At 68.8% G+C, this 19,234-nt stretch carries 12 protein-coding genes; 8 read left to right on the forward strand and 4 right to left on the reverse strand.

Annotated elements, in window-relative coordinates:
* Positions 1 to 248: 248 nt before the first annotated feature.
* From ACFSOX_RS13475 to ACFSOX_RS13510, 8 genes are all read left to right on the forward strand, one after another.
* Complete coding sequence (locus ACFSOX_RS13475; RefSeq protein WP_378478331.1) at positions 249 to 1,106, forward strand: lysophospholipid acyltransferase family protein; 858 nt, start codon at positions 249 to 251, stop codon at positions 1,104 to 1,106.
* Positions 1,103 to 1,780 carry a GNAT family N-acetyltransferase gene (locus ACFSOX_RS13480; RefSeq protein ID WP_378478332.1) on the forward strand — a complete coding sequence of 226 codons (678 nt, stop codon included), beginning with the start codon at positions 1,103 to 1,105 and terminating at the stop codon, positions 1,778 to 1,780. Before ACFSOX_RS13475 ends, ACFSOX_RS13480 begins: the two co-directional genes overlap by 4 nt.
* Before the next feature lie 202 nt (positions 1,781 to 1,982).
* On the forward strand, positions 1,983 to 3,005 hold the full coding sequence (locus ACFSOX_RS13485; RefSeq protein WP_378478333.1) for a Bug family tripartite tricarboxylate transporter substrate binding protein: 1,023 nt from the start codon (positions 1,983 to 1,985) through the stop codon (positions 3,003 to 3,005).
* A 551-nt stretch (positions 3,006 to 3,556) separates the two neighbouring features.
* Positions 3,557 to 4,534: a Bug family tripartite tricarboxylate transporter substrate binding protein gene (locus tag ACFSOX_RS13490; protein ID WP_378478334.1), complete on the forward strand. Its 978-nt coding sequence runs from the start codon at positions 3,557 to 3,559 to the stop codon at positions 4,532 to 4,534.
* 119 nt (positions 4,535 to 4,653) lie between these two features.
* Positions 4,654 to 5,139: a tripartite tricarboxylate transporter TctB family protein gene (locus ACFSOX_RS13495; protein WP_378478335.1), complete on the forward strand. Its 486-nt coding sequence runs from the start codon at positions 4,654 to 4,656 to the stop codon at positions 5,137 to 5,139.
* A 10-nt stretch (positions 5,140 to 5,149) separates the two neighbouring features.
* Positions 5,150 to 6,664, forward strand: a complete 1,515-nt coding sequence (locus ACFSOX_RS13500; RefSeq protein WP_378478336.1) for a tripartite tricarboxylate transporter permease — start codon at positions 5,150 to 5,152, stop codon at positions 6,662 to 6,664.
* A gap of 109 nt (positions 6,665 to 6,773) precedes the next feature.
* Positions 6,774 to 7,613 carry a sulfurtransferase gene (locus ACFSOX_RS13505; protein ID WP_378478337.1) on the forward strand — a complete coding sequence of 280 codons (840 nt, stop codon included), beginning with the start codon at positions 6,774 to 6,776 and terminating at the stop codon, positions 7,611 to 7,613.
* A gap of 46 nt (positions 7,614 to 7,659) precedes the next feature.
* Entirely contained in the window at positions 7,660 to 8,796 is a 1,137-nt protein-coding gene (locus tag ACFSOX_RS13510; RefSeq protein ID WP_378478338.1) for a zinc-dependent alcohol dehydrogenase, read from the forward strand.
* Between the two features lie 89 nt (positions 8,797 to 8,885).
* Here the strand turns inward: ACFSOX_RS13510 and ACFSOX_RS13515 are convergent, their stop codons facing one another.
* The 4 genes from ACFSOX_RS13515 to ACFSOX_RS13530 all read right to left on the reverse strand — a co-directional run bounded on the left by ACFSOX_RS13515 (position 8,886) and on the right by ACFSOX_RS13530 (position 18,707).
* A complete protein-coding gene (locus tag ACFSOX_RS13515) occupies positions 8,886 to 9,896 on the reverse strand; it encodes a Gfo/Idh/MocA family protein (protein ID WP_378478339.1) in 1,011 nt (336 codons plus the stop codon).
* A gap of 171 nt (positions 9,897 to 10,067) precedes the next feature.
* Positions 10,068 to 10,544, reverse strand: coding sequence for a GlcG/HbpS family heme-binding protein (locus ACFSOX_RS13520; protein WP_378478340.1), 477 nt, complete (start codon positions 10,542 to 10,544; stop codon positions 10,068 to 10,070).
* Positions 10,545 to 10,902: 358 nt separating this feature from the next.
* Positions 10,903 to 13,731 carry a sulfide/dihydroorotate dehydrogenase-like FAD/NAD-binding protein gene (locus ACFSOX_RS13525; protein ID WP_378478341.1) on the reverse strand — a complete coding sequence of 943 codons (2,829 nt, stop codon included), beginning with the start codon at positions 13,729 to 13,731 and terminating at the stop codon, positions 10,903 to 10,905.
* Entirely contained in the window at positions 13,728 to 18,707 is a 4,980-nt protein-coding gene (locus ACFSOX_RS13530; protein ID WP_378478342.1) for a 2-oxoacid:acceptor oxidoreductase family protein, read from the reverse strand. Before ACFSOX_RS13530 ends, ACFSOX_RS13525 begins: the two co-directional genes overlap by 4 nt.
* Between the last annotated feature and the right edge of the window lie 527 nt (positions 18,708 to 19,234).

Consider the following 19,234-nt stretch of genomic DNA (forward strand, 5'->3'; position numbering starts at 1 on the left):
GGCTGGATCCTCCGAGACAAGCTCTTGCCCACCCGAAATGTGTGCATGCCGTAGCCCTTGTGGGGGAGGGAGCAGGCTGTGGATCAGGCCGCGCATCGTCCTTAAAGACTCACGATCGCTTTTCTTCCCGCCCACGTTGTCACGCGGCCGTCACGCCCCTCTCATCCGGGCGCAACAGGAATCGATCATCACTGTGTGAATCACCGGACGAGCCGGGTCGCCGCGCCGGGCGGCGACCGCCTCGCCGCATGCATTCGCATTCGACGATGTCGCTCTACGCCGATCCACCCGACTGGGCGTTCGTGACGCTCGGCGAGCTGATGCGATGGCCGCTTCCTTATCAGGACGGCTTCGCCGACCGTTGCCTGGTGCGCGCCATGGCGCTCGCCGCCCGCGGCCGCGTGCTGGCCGTGAGCGGCCTGCAGAACGTGCGCGCCGGCTACGACCCGTTCATCCTGGCCCTCAACCACTCGACCCGCACCGAGGCGCTGCTCGTACCGGCCGTGCTGACCCTGCACCGGGGCGGCCGGCTGATCCATTTCATGGCCGACTGGAATTTTCGGCTCATCCCGGGGATCGGCCTGCTTTATCGCCGGTCCGGCGCCCTGACCGTGACGGCGAAGCCGGCGCGCCCGCGCGTGCTCGACCTGCTGCGCCCGCTCTACCGGTCGCACGGCACCGTGCTGGACGAGGCGCGCGCGTGCCTGCTGCGTGGCCGCTCGGTCGGCATCTTCGTCGAGGGCACGGTCAATCGTGATCCCGAGCGCCTGCTGCCCGGCCGGCGCAGCGCCGCCCTCCTCTCGCTCGAGACCGGCGTGCCGATCGTGCCGGTGGGCATCCGCTTTCCGCACGCGACGCCCGGCCGCCCGATCGGCGACCGCGACGCCATGGAGGTCCGCATCGGGCCGCCGCTGCTGCCGCGCGAGCGCCTCGATCACCCCTCGCCCGCCGCGCTGCGCGCCTGGCACGCCACCGTGATGGGCGAGATCGCCCGCCTCTCCGGCAAGCAATGGTCGCCCGACGCGCCGAGCGGCCGCGGGATCGTCGCGCCCCCACCCACTCCCGCACCTGCCCTTCTCCCCCCCTCGTTCGGAGGTTCGCCATGAGACTCGACGAGCGCGTGACCGCCACACGGGTGATCGACGAGGAGGGCCGCCAGCGCGTGCTCGCCGTGCTGCAGGCGACCTACCAACGCGAGAAGCGCTGGGTCGTCGATCCGGCGACCCAGTTCCCGCCCGAGGATCTCGCCCGCGACGACGTCTCGTGGTTCGTGGTCGACGTGCGGTCGCGCCCGATCGGCGTCCGGGTGCGCCCGGCCGGCGTGGTGCGGGTCGTCTACGATCCGCCCGTCGAGGCTTACGCCTCCTACGGTTTCGCGCCGCTCGACCCGACGCTGAAGATCGAGGACATGATCCGCGGCAGCCGCATCGCCGAGATCGGCCGCTTCGCCGTGGTGCCGCGCTTCCGCCGCCGCCTCGTCGTCGCCGCCGCGCTGATGCGGGCGGCGGCCGCCGAGACGGTGTCACGCGGCTACACGCATTACCTCACGGACGTCTTCGAGGACGACCCGCACAGCCCCTACGGCTTCCACACCCGCGTGATGGGCTTCCATCCGGTCGCCACCCACGAGGTCGGCGAGCTCGCCTGCACGAGCCGCCGCATCACCATGGTGCTCGACCTCAAGGCCGCGTATCAGCGCCTGAAGCGGCGCGGCAACTGGATGTTCCGCTATCTGACGAGCCAGTGGCCGGACGCGCTGCACCAGCGCCTCGTCGCCTGAGAGGGCACCCGCGCGAGGCCCTGCGTGACGCACAGCGGAACGCGCTCGGAGGACGAAACTCCGTCCGCATCGCTGATCCGTGATAACCCGTCACGGCTCGGGTCGACTGCGTATCGCGCGGCGCTCGCTGGAGCCCTTCGGCCGGGAGTGCTATCGCGGACAGGAGCGCCGATCGAAAACGGCGACAGTCCGGGAGAGCACGATGGCCGACAAGACGACGATCGACCAGACCACGATCGGCACGACCCGCCGAACCCTGCTCGTCGGCAGCGCGGCGGGGCTCGCCGTCGCCACATTCCCGGCTCCGGCCGTGCACGCACAGGCGGCGTGGCCGAAGGAACGGCCGGTGAAGATCGTCGTGCCGTTCCCGGCCGGTGCCGCCAACGACGCCATGGGCCGGATCGCCGGTCAGCGCATCCAGGACAAGCTCGGCGCCACCGTGGTGGTGGAGAACCGGCCCGGCGGCAGCGCCGTGATCGGCACCACGGCGGTGCTGCACGCACCGCCCGACGGCTACACGCTGCTCGCCTCGGCGTTCAATCACATCGTCCTGAACCTGGTGGTGAGCGGCGTCTCGTTCGATCCGCAGAAGGATTTCGAGGTGGTGGCCCGCACCGCCAAGGCGCCGCTCGTGATGGTGATGGCGCCGAACCGCCCGGAGAAGTCGGTCGCCGAGGTGATCGCCGCGGCCAAGGCGCAGCCCGACAAGTGGACCTTCGCGGTCGCGGCGCTGGGGGCGCCAAGCCATCTCGCGGCCATCGACTTCCTGCGGCGGGCCGGCCTCGACATCACGATCTCACCCTATCGCGGCACCGCCCCGGCGCTGACCGACGTGATGGGCGGCCATGTCCAGCTCTTGATCGACTCCTCCTTCGCGCTGCTGCCCTCGGCCCGCGACGGCAAGGTGAAGGCGCTCGGCATCGCCTCGCCCGAGCGCTCGAAGCTGGCGCCCGAGATCCCGACCATCGCCGAGACCGGCATGCCGGGCTACCAGTGGCAGTCCTGGTACGGCATCTGGGCACCCAAGGGCACGCCGCTACCCATTCTCGAGCAGGTCAACGCGATCATGCGCGAGGCGATGGCCGATCCCGAGGTGCTCAAGCGCCTCGAGGCGACGCTGCTCGAGCCGGTGATCGAGACCATCGACGAGACCCGCAGCTACATCGCCCGCGAGGTGCCGCGCCTCGCCGCGCTGCTCGAGAGCGTGAACTTCAAGCCGCAGTGAGGGCGGGAGCGCGGCTCGCCGGTCGTGCTCCGTCCTCACCCTTGTAGGTCATGTCGGGCCGGATCGGTCGATCGGTCGATGTGACCGGTGCGACGGCGGACACGAGACCGCGTCGTCCCAGGCTCCGAAGCCCGCCCCGCCGCGGCGGGCTCCGCGGCGGCGACACGTCGCACTCGCCGCGCATCCGCCACCCGCACCGCATCATCAACACTCACCTTGCTGCAACGCGAGCACGCGTGTCGTTCCGCGGCCCGAGACGCCACGCTCGTCGGTGCTCGGCGCTTCGACGCCCTCGCGCGAGCCGACGCCCCGGTCTCGCGTGGCTACGCGCGATCCATCGCAACCACTCTTCCGCGTGTGCTCTTCGGCACCGCAGCTTCGGCTGCGGCGAGCTGAAACGGGATCTGCCGCTCGGGCCGCCCGCTCACGTGCGCATGCGCGCCACGCGGAGCAGGGGGAGCGAGACCGCTGCTTTTCTGAATATTGCAAATCGTGCAGCATTCCGGTCGCGACAGTGCCCGACGAGACTCTCCCCCCGGCCGGAGGATCAGATGAGACTGACACGGACCACTGCCACCACGCTGCTCACCTCGGCGGCGACCACCGCTCTGGTGCTCTCGCTCGCCTCGCCCGCCCGCGCCGAATTCCCCGAAAAGACGATCGAGATGACGACATTGTTCGGCGGCCCGGCGCAGACGATCAGCCAGGTGCTCGCCGATCTGATGTCGAAGAACATCGGCCAGCCGGTCATCACGGTCAGCCGGCCCGGCGGCGGCGGCGCGATCGGCTACACGTTCCTGCACAGCGCGGCGCCCGACGGCTACAGCATCGTGTTCTCGTCGAACTCGATCTCGACCGTCTATTATCAGGGCAATCTCCCGTTCAACTACGCGGCGCTCGCCCCTGTTGCGCAGATCGGAATGGAGGTTCCGGTTCTCGCCGTGCGCTCGGACTCCGGCTGGAAGGATCTGAAGGCGATGCAGGACGCCGCGAAGGCGACCGGCAAGAAGCTGCGCGTCGGCGTCTCCGGCCTCGGCACCTTCACGCATCTCGCCTCGGCGGCGCTGTTCAACCGCCTCGGCCTGCAGGTCGTCTACATTCCATACGGCGAAGGCCGCGCACCGGCCGAGCTGCTGGGCGGCCGCATCGACGCCGCGCTGCAGTGGGCCAGCCAATTCGCCCCGCACGTGAAGGCCGGCACCATCAACGTGCTGTGCATGACCAGCAAGGAGAAGGTCGAACTCCCGGTCGACACCGTCACCTGCGATTCCGCCGGCGCCAAGGGCCTCGATCTCACCATCTGGCGTGGCATCCACGCGCCCAAGGACACGCCGCCGGCCGTGATCGCCAGGCTCGAGGCCTCGATCAAGCAGGCGGTCGACTCGCCCGACTTCAAGAAAGCCGGCGACAATCTCGGCTTCTCGCCGCTCTACAAGTCGGCCAAGGAGTTCGGCGCCATGGTGGCCGAAAACGACAAGGAGATCGGCGCTCTGATGACCGAGCTCGGCATCAACAAGAAGGACAAGTAGCCGACCCGCGAGCCGGGTGCTCGGCGCTCGCCCGCACGTCGCTCCGGCCGCGCCGATCGCTCCCATCGCGCGATCTTCATTCTCGCTCTCTCGAACCCGACAGCGTAACGGAGCCTCCGATGACGGCCGACCGCGGGCGCGATCTCGTGACCGGAACCCTTCTGCTCGTCGTCGCACTCGTGTGGATCGGCCTCGTCCTGACGACGATCCCCGACGCGCCCGGCAGCCCGTCGAGCGCCAGGACGTTCCCGCTCGCCTCCGGCATTGCGCTCGCCGTGCTCGCCGGCATTCTTCTGGTCGGCGCGGTCGTGCGGACCTCGGCCGCGCCGACCCGGAAGGCCGGTCCCGGCCTCGACGCGCTCGATCGGCGCGGTATCGCCGCCACCTTCGGGTTCCTGGCCGTCTACATCCTGCTGCTCAAGCTCACCGGCTTCCTGATCGGCACCGTCGTCGTGCTCGCGGCGTTCCTCTACCTCGTGCTCGGCAAGCGTTCGCCCTGGCTGCTGATCGGCTATCCGCTCGGCTTCGCATTGGCGATCTGGCTGATCCTCGGCAAGCTCCTGGCCGTCTATCTGCCGGTCGGCGAGCTGATCAACCTGTTCTGAGGCTCGCCCCATGGACATCTTCATGACCGCGCTCGCCGCCTCGCTGAGCTGGCAGGCGCTGCTCGGCACCTTCTTCGGGGCGCTGGTCGGGTTGATCTTCGGCGCCATTCCGGGCCTCACCTACTCGATGGCGCTGGCCATGGTTCTGCCCATCACCTTCACGATGGGCCACACGGCCGCCATCGCGTTGCTGCTCGGCACCTATATCGGCGGCATGACGGGCGGTGCCGTCTCGGCCATCCTGATCGGCGTGCCCGGCACGCCCTCGGCCGCCGCCACGGTGCTGGACGGCGAGGTGATGGCGAAGAAGGGACAGGCCTCGATCGCCATCGGCATCGCCACCATCGCGGGCTGCGTCGGCGGCATCCTCAGCCTGCTCGTCATGCTGATCTCGGTCGACGCGCTCGCGCGCGTCGCCATCTCGTTCGGTCCGGCCGAGATCACGGCGCTGGTGGTGTTCGGCCTCTCCACCATCTGCGGGCTCGCCGGCGGCTCCCTGGTCAAGGGGCTGATCGGCGGGGTCATCGGCCTGATGCTGATGAACATCGGCCAGGATCCGATCGACGGCGTGCCGCGCTTCACCTTCGGCACCACGGCGATGCTGCAGGGCGTCGACCTCCTGGTCGCGATGATCGGCCTGTTCGCCGTGCCGCACGTCGTCGCCGTGTTCGCGACCTATTGGCGCGGCAAGGAGATCGCGATCGAAGCGGGCAATGTGCGCACCGAGTTGCCGTCCTGGCGGCTCCTGCTGTCACAGCGGTGGAACTTCGTCCGCTCCGCCGCGATCGGCACCGTCGTCGGCGCCATCCCGGGCACCGGCGGACCGATCGCCGCGTTCCTGGCCTACGACCAGGCGAAGCGCTGGTCGAGACATCCCGAGACGTTCGGCAAGGGCGAGGTATCGGGCGTGGTCGCGCCGGAGGCCTCCAACCACGCCGTCACGGGCGGCGCCATGATCCCGCTCATCGGTCTCGGCATCCCGGGCGATCCGGCGACCGCCATCATCCTCGGCGGCCTGCTGATCCACGGCATCCAACCGGGCCCGCTGCTGTTCATGGAGAAGCCCGACGTGATCACGTCGATCTATCTCCTGTTCGTCTTCGCCTATGTCGTCACCGCGCTGATCCAGCTGTTCGGCGTGCGTCTGTTCGTCAAGGCGTTGCGGGTGCCGCCGCACCTCATGGCTGTCGGCATCCTGGTGATGTGCGTGATCGGCTCCTTCGCGATCCGCAACTCGCTGCTGGACGTCGGCGTGATGGCCCTGGTCGGATTCGTCGCCTACTGGCTGATCAAGGGCGGCATCCCGGCGACCCCGATCCTGCTCGGCCTGGTGCTCGGGCCCACGCTGGAACGCGAGGCGCGCACCGCCATGATCATGTCGGAGGGGTCGCCGGCCATCTTCGTGGAATCCTACACGGCGCTGCTGTTCTGGGTTCTCGCGCTGCTGATCCTCGTCGGCCAGGCGATCACCATGGTCCGCAGCCGCCGGGAGACCGCCGGGCAGGCCAAGGCCAAGGCGACGTGACGGTGCGAGCCTCGGCCACGCATCCCGGGCCCGCCCCTGCGGCCGGCCCATGTCCGCACCCGGCTCCGCGAACGGCACTCCGGGGCGCTCCGAATCGATCGAGGACACGATGAACTCACCACTCGTCTCGAACGACTGGCTGGAGAGCCACCTGACCGATCCTGATCTGCGGATCATCGAGATCTCGGGCGAGGCCGAGCCGCGACCCTATTGCGACGCCCACATTCCGGGCGCGATCTTCCTGTTCTGGAAGGACGCCTGCTGGCACCCGACCGATCGTGAGCTGATCACGCCGGAGGCGCTCGCCGCGATGTTCGGCCGGCTCGGCATCGGCCCAGAGACCACGGTCGTGCTCTATGGCGAACCGGTGCAGTACGGCACCTACGCCTACTGGGCCTTCACGATGGCCGGCCACAAGAACCTCAAGGTGCTCGACGGCGGCCGCCGCAAGTGGATGCAGGAGAACCGCCCGCGCTCGCAGACCGTGCCACACGCCGCGCCGGTTCCCTATCCGACACCCGCCCCGGACCGCTCGATGCGTCTCGGCCGCGACGACGTGCGCGCGAAGCTCGGACGGCCGGAGCGGCTGCTCCTCGACGTCCGGTCGGCCGAGGAATATCTCGGCGTCCGGCTCGCCGAGTACGCCACCGCGTTCGATCACGGCGCCATGCGCTACGGTCGAATCCCCGGCGCACGACATCTCTACTTCCGCTGCTTCCTGAACGACGACAACGCGTTCAAGACCCAAGACGAGATGCGCCGCGCACTCGCCGTCGCCGGTGTCGATCCGGGTGCTCACGAGGACGTCGTCGTCTACTGCCGGATGAGCCATCGCGCCACCCTGGTCTGGGTCGCGTTGGAGAAGCTCTTGGGCTACCGCAACGTCAAGATCTACGACGGCTCCTGGACCGAATGGGGCAGCATCGTCGGATTCCCCGTGGAGAAATGATCGCCTGCGAGCGCGCCCGCCGCGCCGGACCGAGAAGGACACTGCGATGACCGCGACCGCAAGCTCGACCGCTCCGAACGACTTCCCCGTCCCGTCGACCATGAAGGCCTGGGTGCTGGACGATCCGGGCCAGCTCCGCCTCACCGACAAGCCGGTGCCGCAGCCGGGTCATGCCGAGGTGCTGGTGCGCATCGATGCGATCGCGTTCTGTGCCGGCGACATCTCGATCATCACCAAGGGGCCGCCCGCGCTGATCGAGGGCGGCAAGCCGTTCAACAAGAACTTCACCCCCGGCCACGAGTACATGGGGACCGTGGTGAAGCTCGGCCCCGGGGTCGACGAGTTCGCGATCGGCGACCGCGTCGTCGTCGAAGTGCACTACGGCTGCGGCCGCTGCGAGCGGTGCCGCGCCGGCATGTACACGGCCTGCCTGAACTACGGCATGAACTACAAGGGCCACGACAAAGGCCACCGCGCCAACGGCTTCACCACCGACGGCGGCTTCTGCGAATATCAGGTCAATCACGTGTCGACCCTGATCCACGTGCCGGACGGCGTCGGCGACGAGGAGGCGACCCTGATCGTCACGGCCGGCACCGCCATGTATGCGTTGGACACGCTCGGCGGGCTGATCGCCGGCGAGAGCGTCGTGGTGCTCGGGCCGGGTGCGATCGGCCTGATGGTGACGGCGGTCGCGAAGGCGCTCGGCGCCGATCCGGTGATCCTCACCGGCACGCGCGAAGCGCGCCTCGCGCTCGGCAAGCGCATGGGCGCCGATCACGTCGTCAACATCCGCAACGAGGATCCGGTCGAGGCGGTGCGTCGCATCACGGGCGGGCGCGGCGTCAACTACGTGGTCGAGGCGTCGGGCGATCCGAACAGCCTGAACGTCGCGACCGACATGCTCAAGCGCGGCGGCAAGGTGTGCCTGGTCGGCTTCCCGGAGGAGAAGGCGTCGGTCGATCTCGCCAAGCTGATCCGCCAGCACATCTCGGTGTTCGGCATCCGCGGCGAGGGCCGCAGCGCGACGCACCGCTGCGCCGCGCTCGTGGCGCAGAAGCGGCTCGAGCCGAAGCTGATCCACACCCACACGTTTCCGCTGGAGGAGGTGCCGACCGCCTTCCGCTACGCCCGCGACCGGATCGAGGATGCCATCAAGGTGGTGGTGAAGATGCGGGGTTGAGGGGCGGCAGGGATCACGGCACAACGGCGGCGCTCCCTCTCCCCGCACGCGGGGAGAGGTGAAGAAGCGCCTCGACCGGACGCGTCGCCTCAATCCTTCTCCAGCATCTCGGCGACCGTGACGCGGCGGCCTTCGCGGGCCGAGACGGTGCCGGCCCGCACCACGGCGAGCGATCGGTAACCGTGGACACCGTCGGTCTCCGGCTTTCCACCGCTGCGCACGATCGCGGCGAACTCCTCCAGCTCGTCGCGGATCGCGTCGTTCTTCTCGAACGGGATCGCCTCGACCTTGTCGGAGTGGCGCTTCTGCAAGCGCAAGCCCCCGTGCAGGTCGTAATAGGCGGTCGCCTCCTTGCCGTAGATGTTCATCAGATAGTACTCGCCGGCCGAGGCATAGCAGGCGTTGACCGTGGAGAGCGCGCCGTTCTCGTGCTCGAGGATCATCGAGGCGACGTCCGGATTGTCGCCGGGCAGAACGAGCTGGCTCGCGCGCCCCGACACCGCGACGACCGGCCCCATCAGGTAGCTCAGCACGTCGATGTAGTGGATGCCGATCTGCAGCATCACGCCACCCGGCATGCCTTCGGCGGTGTGGCGCCAGTGATGCGCATCGAACTTGCCCAGCCGGTCGCGGCTGATGTTCGATTCGGCGTTGACGAGCCTGCCGAACACGCCGGCGTCGATCTGCTGCTTGATCCAGCGGAACTGGTTTTCGCGCCGGCGCTGGTAGCCGAGCTGCAGGATGATTCCGTGTTTCTTCGCCACTTCGGCGATGGCGCGGCCGGTCGCGACGTTGTTGGCGATCGGCTTGTCGAGGAAGACGTGCTTGCCGGCGGCGGCGGCCTGCGCGGTCGTCTCCAGATGCACGTTGTTGGGCGTCGTGTTGACGATGCCCTCGATCGACGGATCGGCCAGCATCTCCTCGTAGCTCGCCACCGCCTTGCAGCCGTACTTCTTGGCGAAGGCGTCGCGCTTGTCGGCCGTGCGGGTGTAGCAGCTCACGATCTCGATCTTGCCGGAGCGCGCGATGGCATCGGCCAGCACGTCGGACCACCAGCCCATGCCGATGCAGCCGACGCGTACGGGTGAGGTGTTGCTCATGGGGAATGACCCGATAGTTGTAGTTGACGCAGAGCGCGATGCTCTCGACCGTCATGCGCGGGCTCGACCCGCGCATCCATCGGCGACAACGCGCATGTCGCGAGGTGGATGGATGGCCGAGGCGAGCCCGGCCAAGACGAGGCTGGTGGGCGGCGCGACCTCGGATGTGACTCACTTCCCGTCGATCGACACCGACGCGCCGATCGAGCGCACCGCCTCCTCGGCGATCTGCGCGTCCATGTCCCAGCTGCCGCCCGAGACGCCGACGCCGCCGACGCATTCGCCGTCGACGATGATCGGGCAGCCGCCCTCCATGGCGGTCCAGTTCTCCGGGCCGGCGGCGAGCGCGAGGCCGAGCGCGTGGGCGACGTCGAGCGGCTGCGCGACGGCGCCCTTGGACGTCGTCGGGCGCTTGTTGGAGGCGCAGCACCGCGCCTTGGTGGTCGAGGAATGCACCAGATGGAAGCGCGCCGTGTCCATGCGCTCCAGCAGCAGCAGATTGCCGCCGCCGTCGACGATCGCCACGGCCACCTGGATGCCGGCCGCGCGGGCCTTCTCCAGGGCGGTCTCCAGGATTTTTCGGGCGCCCGCATTGGTCAGGCGCTTCGCGCTCGCGGTGTAGCTCGCGGTGTGGCTCGCGGGGTTCATGGGGTCTCGTTCGGAAGGCTCGTTGCGGGAGGTCATTGTCGGGGCGCCCGCTCGGCGGCGCAAGGCCGCGGGGCGGCATCGCTCCCGCGCGCGCATGGCTCATCGCACTTCGAATGCAAACGATGCAGGGCTCGCACTTGTCATATAGAGCGGACGCCGCACGGAGCGGACGCCATACGGAGCGGCCACCCCGCGGCACGCCGTCGCGCCCGCGGGCCTCGCCGGGCCCGGGCGGCCGTCGGAACGAAAAAGGGAGCGGGGCTCGCCCCCGCTCCCTGGTCTCGTCCGCCGCCCGCAGGTCGGCCGCTTGCTGCGTCGCAATACGGGTCGCGTCCGCGCGCTCCGCGCCGCGGCTCGCTCAGGCGAGGCCGTGCGCCACCTTGCTGGCCTGCTCCTGCGCCTTGAAGGTGTTGAACCGGGGCAGGAACTTGTCCCAGTCGATGAGATGGGCATCGAGCTCCGGCCCGTCGATACAGGCGTGCTTGCGGACCATCTTGCCGTCCACCGTGATCGGCACCATGCAGGCGCCGCACATGCCGGTGGCATCGACCATGATCGAGTTGAGGCTCGCCACCGTCTTGACCCCGTAGGGCTTGGTGAGATCGGAGACCACCCGCATCATGATCGGCGGGCCGATGGTGATCACCTCGGCGATCTTGCGGCCCTTCGACGTCTTGTCGTTCTTCAGCATCTCCTCGAGCGGCGTCGTGACGAAGCCCTTGATGCCGTAGGTGCCGTCGTTGGTCGCGTAGATCAGGTCGAGCTGGTCGCCGTACTTGGCCTTCAGCTTGCCCATCCGCTCGTCGTCGCCGGTCCAGAACAGGAACTCCTTGGAGCGGAAGCCGGCGATCAGGGTGACGTGGTTGCCCATCTCCAGATGCGCGCGGGCGATCGGGTAGACGGGCGGCAGGCCGACACCGCCGGCCGTGAACACCACGGTCTGGTCGGGACCGTAATGATGCAGCTCGCTGGGGCGACCGAGCGGGCCGGCGATGCCGGCGAAGGCGTCGCCGATCGTCATCTGGTTCATCAGGAGCGTCGAGGTGCCCATGCCCTGGATCACCAGGTCGATGGTGCCGGCCTCGGCGTCCCAGTCGGCGAGCGTCAGCGGGATCAGCTCGCCGTCGTCCCAGCCGAGCACCCGGACGAACTGGCCGGCCCTGGCCGATTGCGCCACCATCGGGGCGCGCACCTTGAACTCGACGATGCCGCCGGCGAGCGGGATCTTCTCGACGATGGTCTGCTTCACCTGGCCGAGTTCGGTGTAGCGCGCGGCCTTCGCCACCCGCTCCTTGATCTCGGCCGGCGTGAACGGAATCTCGCCGACGATCTCGCGCGCCGCCGCCTGGCCGTCGCCGGCCGCCCGGATGGCCGTGGAGCCGCCGCGGGCCGCGTCGCCGCCCGAGTAGACGTCCTTGATCGAAGTGCGCTGAGTGCCCTCGCCGACCTCGATGGTGCCCCATTTCGAGGTCTTCAGGTCGGGCTCGGCGTCCTTCATGATCGGGTTCGCCGTGTTGCCGAGCGCCATGATCACGAGATCGACCGGCACCCGCTCGGTCTCGCCGGTGGCGACCGGCGCGCGGCGGCCCGACTTGTCGGGCGGGCCGAGCTCGTTGACGGCGAGCACGGCGTGGCTGACGAAGTGGGTCTTCTCGTCGCCGATGAACTCGATCGGGGCGCGCAGCACCTTCAGTTCGATGCCTTCCTCGAGGGCGTGGTGCAGCTCCTCGACGCGGGCCGGCATCTCCGACTTGGTGCGGCGATAGACGATCGTCACGTTGGCCCCGAGCCGGCGGGCCGTGCGGGCCGCGTCCATGGCGGTGTTGCCGCCGCCGATGACGAAGACCTCCTTGCCCTTGGTCTCGGGCAGCGGCGTCTCGTACTTCTCGTCCAGCGCCCGCATCAGGTTGACGCGGGTGAGGAACTCGTTGGCCGACATGACGCCGAGATAGTGCTCGCCCGGCACGTTCATGAAGGTCGGCAGGCCGGCGCCGGTGCCGACGAAGATCTTCCAGAAGCCCGCGTCTTTCAGGTCGTCGAGCGTCGCGGTCTTGCCGACCACGAAGTTCTTCACGAAGCGGCCGCCGAGCAGGTTGATCTTCTCGACGACGTCGTCGATCAACGTGTTGGGCAGGCGGAACTCCGGGATGCCGTAGCGCAGCACGCCGCCGAGATCGTGGAACGCCTCGAACACCGTGACCGGGAAGCCCTCGGCCGCCAGCAGATAGGCGTTGATCAGGCCGGACGGGCCGGAGCCGACCACCGCGATCGGCGGCTTCTCGGCCCGCGCCCACGGGCTCGTCACGCCGGCGAAACGCTCGGCCGGCTTGGGGCCGACCAGCTTCTCGCGCTCGGGCAGGAACCACTCGAGCTGGCCGATCTCGATCGGCCGGCGCGTCTGCTTGCAGACGCCCTGGCACTGCAGCTCCTGCGGACACACGCGGCCCGTCACGTTGGGCAGCGGGTTGCAGCTCTCGATCAGCTCCAGGGCCTGGCGGAACTTGCCGTTGCCGAGCAGCTCCAGCATCTCGGGGATGTGGATCTTGACCGGGCAGCCGCCCTTCGGCTCCTTCTTGCCGTGGATGACGACGCCGAGCTCGCAAGGCTTGTCGGTGCACTGCTTGTCGCGCAGCACCTCGAGCCACACGAACATCTCGACCTCGCGCTCGGTGTAGCCGAGCGCCATGTAGCCGAGATAGCCGGTGTTGACGAGCGCGAAGTCGCCGACGCGCTCCTCCGGCGGACGGATGTAGGGCGGGATGAAGGAGTCGAACGGCCACTTGACCGACAGGCCCTTGAACATCGGGTACTTGTCGGACAGGTGATCGTCGAGCGCCTTGACGAACTTGCGCTTGAAGCGCATCGGCATCGACCAGATGAAGCGCTGCAGGAGCACGCTCATCTCGTCGTTACGCAGGAGCAGGTTCCAGAACGTCCGCGTGAAGGCGGGGCTCAGCTCCTCCTGCTGGAACTCCCAGGCGATCGCCTGCACGCCGTCGGACACGAAGGTGCCGCGCAGCGACTTGGGATCGCCGAGGAGACGCTTCTTGAGAAGCTCGAGCTGCTTCTGGAACAGCTCGACGGCTTCGGAGGATTCGAGCTCCTCCAGCTGATTGCGCGTCTGCTCCAGCGCCTGCGTGGTCCGGGCGTAGCGCAGCAGCTGCTCCTGGGGATTGGCGGTGCTCATCGCACGATCTCCGCGTCGCAGCCGGCCGCCGCCTTGGCGAGCCGAGCCTTGAGGTCCGGCGTGACCGTCACGGTCTCGAGCGCGCCCGGGATGGTGTGGGCGACCTCCTTCGGCACGCCGTCCACCATGATCCTGATCCGCTCGAACAGCTCGGGAACCTGCTGGTAGCAGGTCTTGCAGTTGGTGCAGGCGGCGACGTCCTCGTCGCGGATGTGCGGCAGGGCCGAGCCGTTGGTCTTGGCGGTGGCCGCCGGAGCGGCCGCGGCCGCGCCGGGTGCCATGCCGAATGGCGCCAGCGCACCGGCCAGCGCCGCGGGCGACGGAGCGTTCGAGGCGGCGGCGAGCTCGCTCATCGCGCGGGCGATGGTGTCGAGGGTCGACTCCTGCGTCTGCACGGCCTGCTCGTAGCGCGACTTCAGCGCCTCGAGCTCGACCCGATGGTCGGCGTCCAGCCGCTCGATCGGCCGGCCGGCGAGGTACTGCAGGGTCCGCCAGTAGCGCCGCCGCTCCTCGACGAGGTGCACGATGGTGTTGGAGACCTCGAGCTTCACCAGCCGCTTGTCGGCGTCGGTCGACCACACGAACGGCACTTTGCCGGCGCGCGCCGCCGGATCGAGCGCGACGTAGTCCTCGACCGGGATCGCGTCGGCCTCGTTCTTCAGCGGACGGAACTGTTTCTTGAAGCGGGTCTCCTCCTGGGCGAAGTAGGCGGGCGTCAGCACCACGTCCTTCAGCTTGGTGACGCCGTCCTCGACGTATTCGATCGTGGTCGTCGTCCAGTCCTTGTCGATGTCGGGGTTGCCGTCGAGCGAGAACCAGCCCTTGCGGCTGCGGTCGGCGCCCGGATCGTGCACGAACACCGGGTTCATGCGGCTCTCGACGGCGAGGCGGGCGCGGCGGCTGGCCGCCGCGTCGGCGATGCCGTGCTCGGCCTGGCACGGCGTGTAGACGTCGAGCACGGCCGGCGACGAGGTGTGGTTGAGGTAGCGCGTCACGTTCTGCAGGAAGTGCTGCTGGAGCGCCGTCGAGGTCTGCACCACGAAGACGTTCGGATGGAACGCGGCGATCAGGCCGAGCTCCTTGCGGTCCTCCTGCTTGCCGGCATGCGCCGAGCCGAAGCGCGACAGATCCGAGTCCTGGCCCGTCAGGCTCGCGGTCGAAGCCTGGCCGCCCGTGTTGGAGTAGACGCCGGTGTTGAGCACCACGACCTTCACGGGCGTGTTGGTGGCCAGCAGCCGCGACAGCGCGCCGAAGCCGATGTCGTAGGTGGCGCCGTCACCGCCCATGCTGATCACGGTCGGCATGAGCGCCAGCTCCTCCGGCGTGAACTGCGGCCACCCGAAGGTGCGGAAGAACTTGTCGTGCATGCCCGGATCGTAGGCGTCGTCGAGCTCGAGCTTGGCGATCCGCATCGCCTTCACGTCGTCGACGGCCGAAGCCGTGAGACCTTCGAACAGGCCCTTGGCGACCGCCGGCGTGTCCTGGAACAGGCTGTTCACCCACGGGTCGTTGTAGGGGTTGAACGGGAAGGTCGAAGCGTAGACGCTCGAGCAGCCGGTCGCGTTGGCGATCACGGCGGACGCCGGACCGTTGCCGGTCGGGCCGCTCTCCAGCAGGTACTGGCGCTTCTCCAGCGTCGCGATCACGCCGGCGATGCGCTCGCGCCGCACCTTGTCGTCCTGCACGGACGGAAGCTTCGCCTTGAGCTTGTCGATCACGCTCTCCAGCTCGCGCAGATGATCCTTGCGGCGCTTGGTCTGGATCGCGTTGTTGGTCGAGGTGACGAGGCGGATCGCCGTCACCTCGCCGCAGCCGCGGCAGGCGCCGTGACCGCCCGTGGTGGCGTAGTAGTTGGCGCGGTCGAGCATCAGCCGCTTGGTGTCGCCGTCGGCCGTCAGCGCCTGGTCGGTGAAGCGGGCCGGCGTGTTCGGCGTCTGGCTGAGGAACTCGAAGCGGGCCTGCAGGCTGTCGAGGAGCGCGGCGTCCTGCTCGCGCGCCTTGAGGGCGCCCGGGCCGCAGACGTCGATGCACTCGAGGCAGCCCGAGCACTTCCACGGATCGATCGCCACCGAGTAGAGGCCGCCCGTGCCGGGCTTCTCCTTCTCCATGGAGTCGAAGAACGGCCGCGTGCGCGCCACCGGGAACTCGGCCAGCACCTCGGCGAGCTTGCCGAGATTGCGCTTGAGCGTCGGATTGTCGATGTCGAGCGCGGCGACGGCCGCCGCGACCACGTCGCCGAACGCCTTCGCGTCCTTGCTGCTCCGATAGGCCTCGCGCACCGCGTCGGCGAGCGCATGGACGCGATCGCGCACCGCCTCGCGCTGTGCCTCGACGAGATCGAGGTGCTTGAGGCCGGTGAGCAGCAGGTCGTGGATGTCGTGCACCGTGTTGGGGATCGCGGCGTCCGGGCAGACCAGCGTGCATTCCATGCAGCCCGTGCACAGCGCCGGCTCGAACTCCGGCACGTCGCGACGGAACAGGCCCTTGTCCTTCCAGGCGGCCGAGCCGGCCGGCATGAACATGCCGGTGCCGGGCAGCACCGGCGCCTCGGCGATGGTGCCGTCGCGGAACGGCGCGGCGACCATCTCCTCGTAATAGGCGCGGTCGAAGATGCCCTCGGCCGGCGCGGCGCCGGCCGCCTTGCACATCGCCGCCGAGATGGCGACCGTGCGCAGCTGCTGCACGCCCGCCTCGGTCTCGGCCTCGACGAATTCCGGACGGGTGTAGTCGAGCGCCTGCGTGGCCTCGAGGCCCTCCTTGATCACCGCCATGTTGCCGTCGACGACGGCGGCGCCCTTGGAGCCGAACTTCTTGGCGAGCTGCTGCTGCACCTTCTTGAGGATCACGTCCATCGACGCGTCGGCGACGATGCGGTCGACATGGCCGCACACCGCGCCGATGAAGGCGATGCCCATCATGCGGGTCTCGAGCTCGGGCGTCGGCGCGTGACGCTTGGCGACCGCGAAGCCGTCGACCACGAACATCTTGATCTTCTTGTCGCGGATGGTCTTGCGGGCGCGCTTCGGCAAGCCCTTCCACACCTCGAGCGGCGAGAGGTTCGACTGCAGCACGAAGGTGCCGCCCTCGACCAGGCCGCGCAGCGGATTGGTGTGGCTGAACACCTTGTGGTCCGGCGAGACGACGATCTCGACGTCCTCGATCTCGGCGTTGGTGATCTTCACCGGCTCGGGTGAGAGCGTGATGTAATAGTTCGTCGGCGCGCCGCTCTTCTCGGAGCCGTATTTCGGCGAGGCCTTGGAGTGCATGTCGAGCACGCCGGCCAGGATGTCGGTGAGGAGCTTGCCGGTCGCGATCGTGCCGTAGCCGCCGACCGAGTGGAAGCGCACCCGGAAGGCCGTGGGCGGCAGCAGGTTCGGGTTCGCCTCGGTCTCGAGCGCCATCAGCTCGGTCTCGGGATAGGCCTCCTTCAGCCTCTCCTGCAGGGCGGCGAGCCGCGGGCTCGGATCCTTGGCGAAGAACTGCGACCCGAGATAGACGAACGGCGCGTTCCTGGTCTCCATGTTCTTGAACGCGGCGATCAGGTGGCGCGGCTGCAGGTCGTGGGCGCCGAGGCCGAAGATCGCGGTCGTCATCTTGGGCAACCGGTCGAGCGCCGGGACACCCGGATGGCGGGTGCCGTTGGTGGCGTTCTCGATGCCCTTGAACAGCGCCTGGGTGACGAAGCTCGTCAGCGCCGTGACGTCGGAGCGCTCCAGCACCGTGACGGCCGTCTTGCCCTTCAGGGCGGCGACCAGCTCGGCCTCCGGGAACGGCTGCAGGAGCTTGATCGACACGACGCCGACCTTCTTGCCCTGGCTGCGCAGATGCGCGACGACCGCTTCGACGTCGTCGGTGACGGAGCCGAGGCCGACCATCACGTGCTCGGCGTCGTCGCACATGTAAGTCATCACCGGCTTGTACTCGCGGCCGGTCAGCGCCGCGTACTCGGCCATCGCCTCGCGCACGAAGCGCGGCACGTCACGCACGAAATGGGTGCGGTGATCGACCGAACCGGCCTGGAAGTCGGGCTGGTTCTGCACGCCGCCGGTGAGGCCCGGATTGTGCACGTCGACCAGCGCCGGAACGAGCTGGCGGGTGCCCTTCTCGTAGGCGTTGATCCACTGGCGGGTCCAGGCGCCGCGCAGCTCCTCCGGCACCAGTGCCAGCGTGTCGCCGATCAGCGCCGCGGCGTTGTCGGTCTCGACCCCATCGGCCTCGGTCTTCAGCCAGGTGCGCAGCTTGGCGAGATCGCCGGGCACGAAGTCGGCCTCGTGCTTGAGGAGCCACAGCTCGAGCTGGTGGACGCGGCCCTTGGCACCGAACAGGATCTCCTGCGCCACGGTCGGGCACTTGATGCGGCCGGCCGGATCGCCGAGGAACTCGCGGATCAGCTCCGGCTCCGGCATCAGCGCCTCGCTCATCATGTGCGAGGTGGCGAAGCCGTCCATGGCGTTGGCGACCGGGATCAGCGAGGTGGCCGACACCTTGTAGGAGATCACCGCGAGGTCGGCCGCCTCCTGCGGGTTGGAGCCGAACAGGATCGTGTAGCCGGACTGCAGGAGCGCGTAGACGTCGTCGTGGCCGGCCATCACGTTGAGCGAGTGCTTCGACACCACGCGGGCGGCGACCTGCAGGACGAAGCCGCCGACCTTCTTGCCGACCGTCACGTAGTGCGACTCGAGCCCGTACAGGATGCCCTGGCTGGACGAGGCGTTGGAGACGAACTTGCCGCCGGTGAGCGCGGCGCCGAGCGCGCCGGACTGGGCCGAATGCTCGCCCTCCGGCTCGAAGAAGAACGGATGCTTGCCCCAGACGTTGCAGCCGCCGGCGGAGCGGAAGGCCTCGTAGATCTCGGAAATCTCGGTGGACGGCGTGATCGGATAGCCGATGACGCCGCCGCAGACGTGCCCCATCACCTGGGCGACGGCACCGTTTCCGTTGATGACAGTCGGAATGCCCGAGTATTTCGCGTTCATCTGTTGCGTCCGTCTGGTACGTGATCTCGCGCCGAGCAGGCGTCCGTCGCTCGCATGGGAGCCGGGGCGACCGTGGTCGCTCGAACCTTCGGTTTTCGACGTTCCGTCCCTGGCTTTTGTCCGGGTCACGCGCCGAGCCGTGCTCAGGCGCGCCCTCCCGCCTTGACTGGAAGCGTTCTACTCCCCGGGTTCCCCCCTCGCTCTGACTATTGTCAAAGGGTTCGGGCCGCACCGTCGTGCCGCAATGCGGAAAAACCGCCCGAGATCTCACATCGGCTTTGCGCTCGACGAGGGGCGCGCCGGCACGGCGGGCGCATCGCCGCCGTCGGCGTGGTCTCGTGCCGATGCCGGAAGCCGCAGCGCGACAGGGCTTTCCGGTCGCCGACCCGCACCGTCGGATGCCGCCGCGCCACGCGGTCCGGCCCGCTGCACTGCGGCATCGGCGCTCGGCGGTCCCGCGTCGGCCGCAAGCCGGTCATGTGAAATATCAAGTGATCCTGGACGTGACCGTCCCGGTGATATGTCCC

This window comes from Rhodoplanes azumiensis (assembly GCF_042682915.1).
Taxonomy (GTDB): Bacteria; Pseudomonadota; Alphaproteobacteria; order Rhizobiales; family Xanthobacteraceae; genus Rhodoplanes; species Rhodoplanes azumiensis.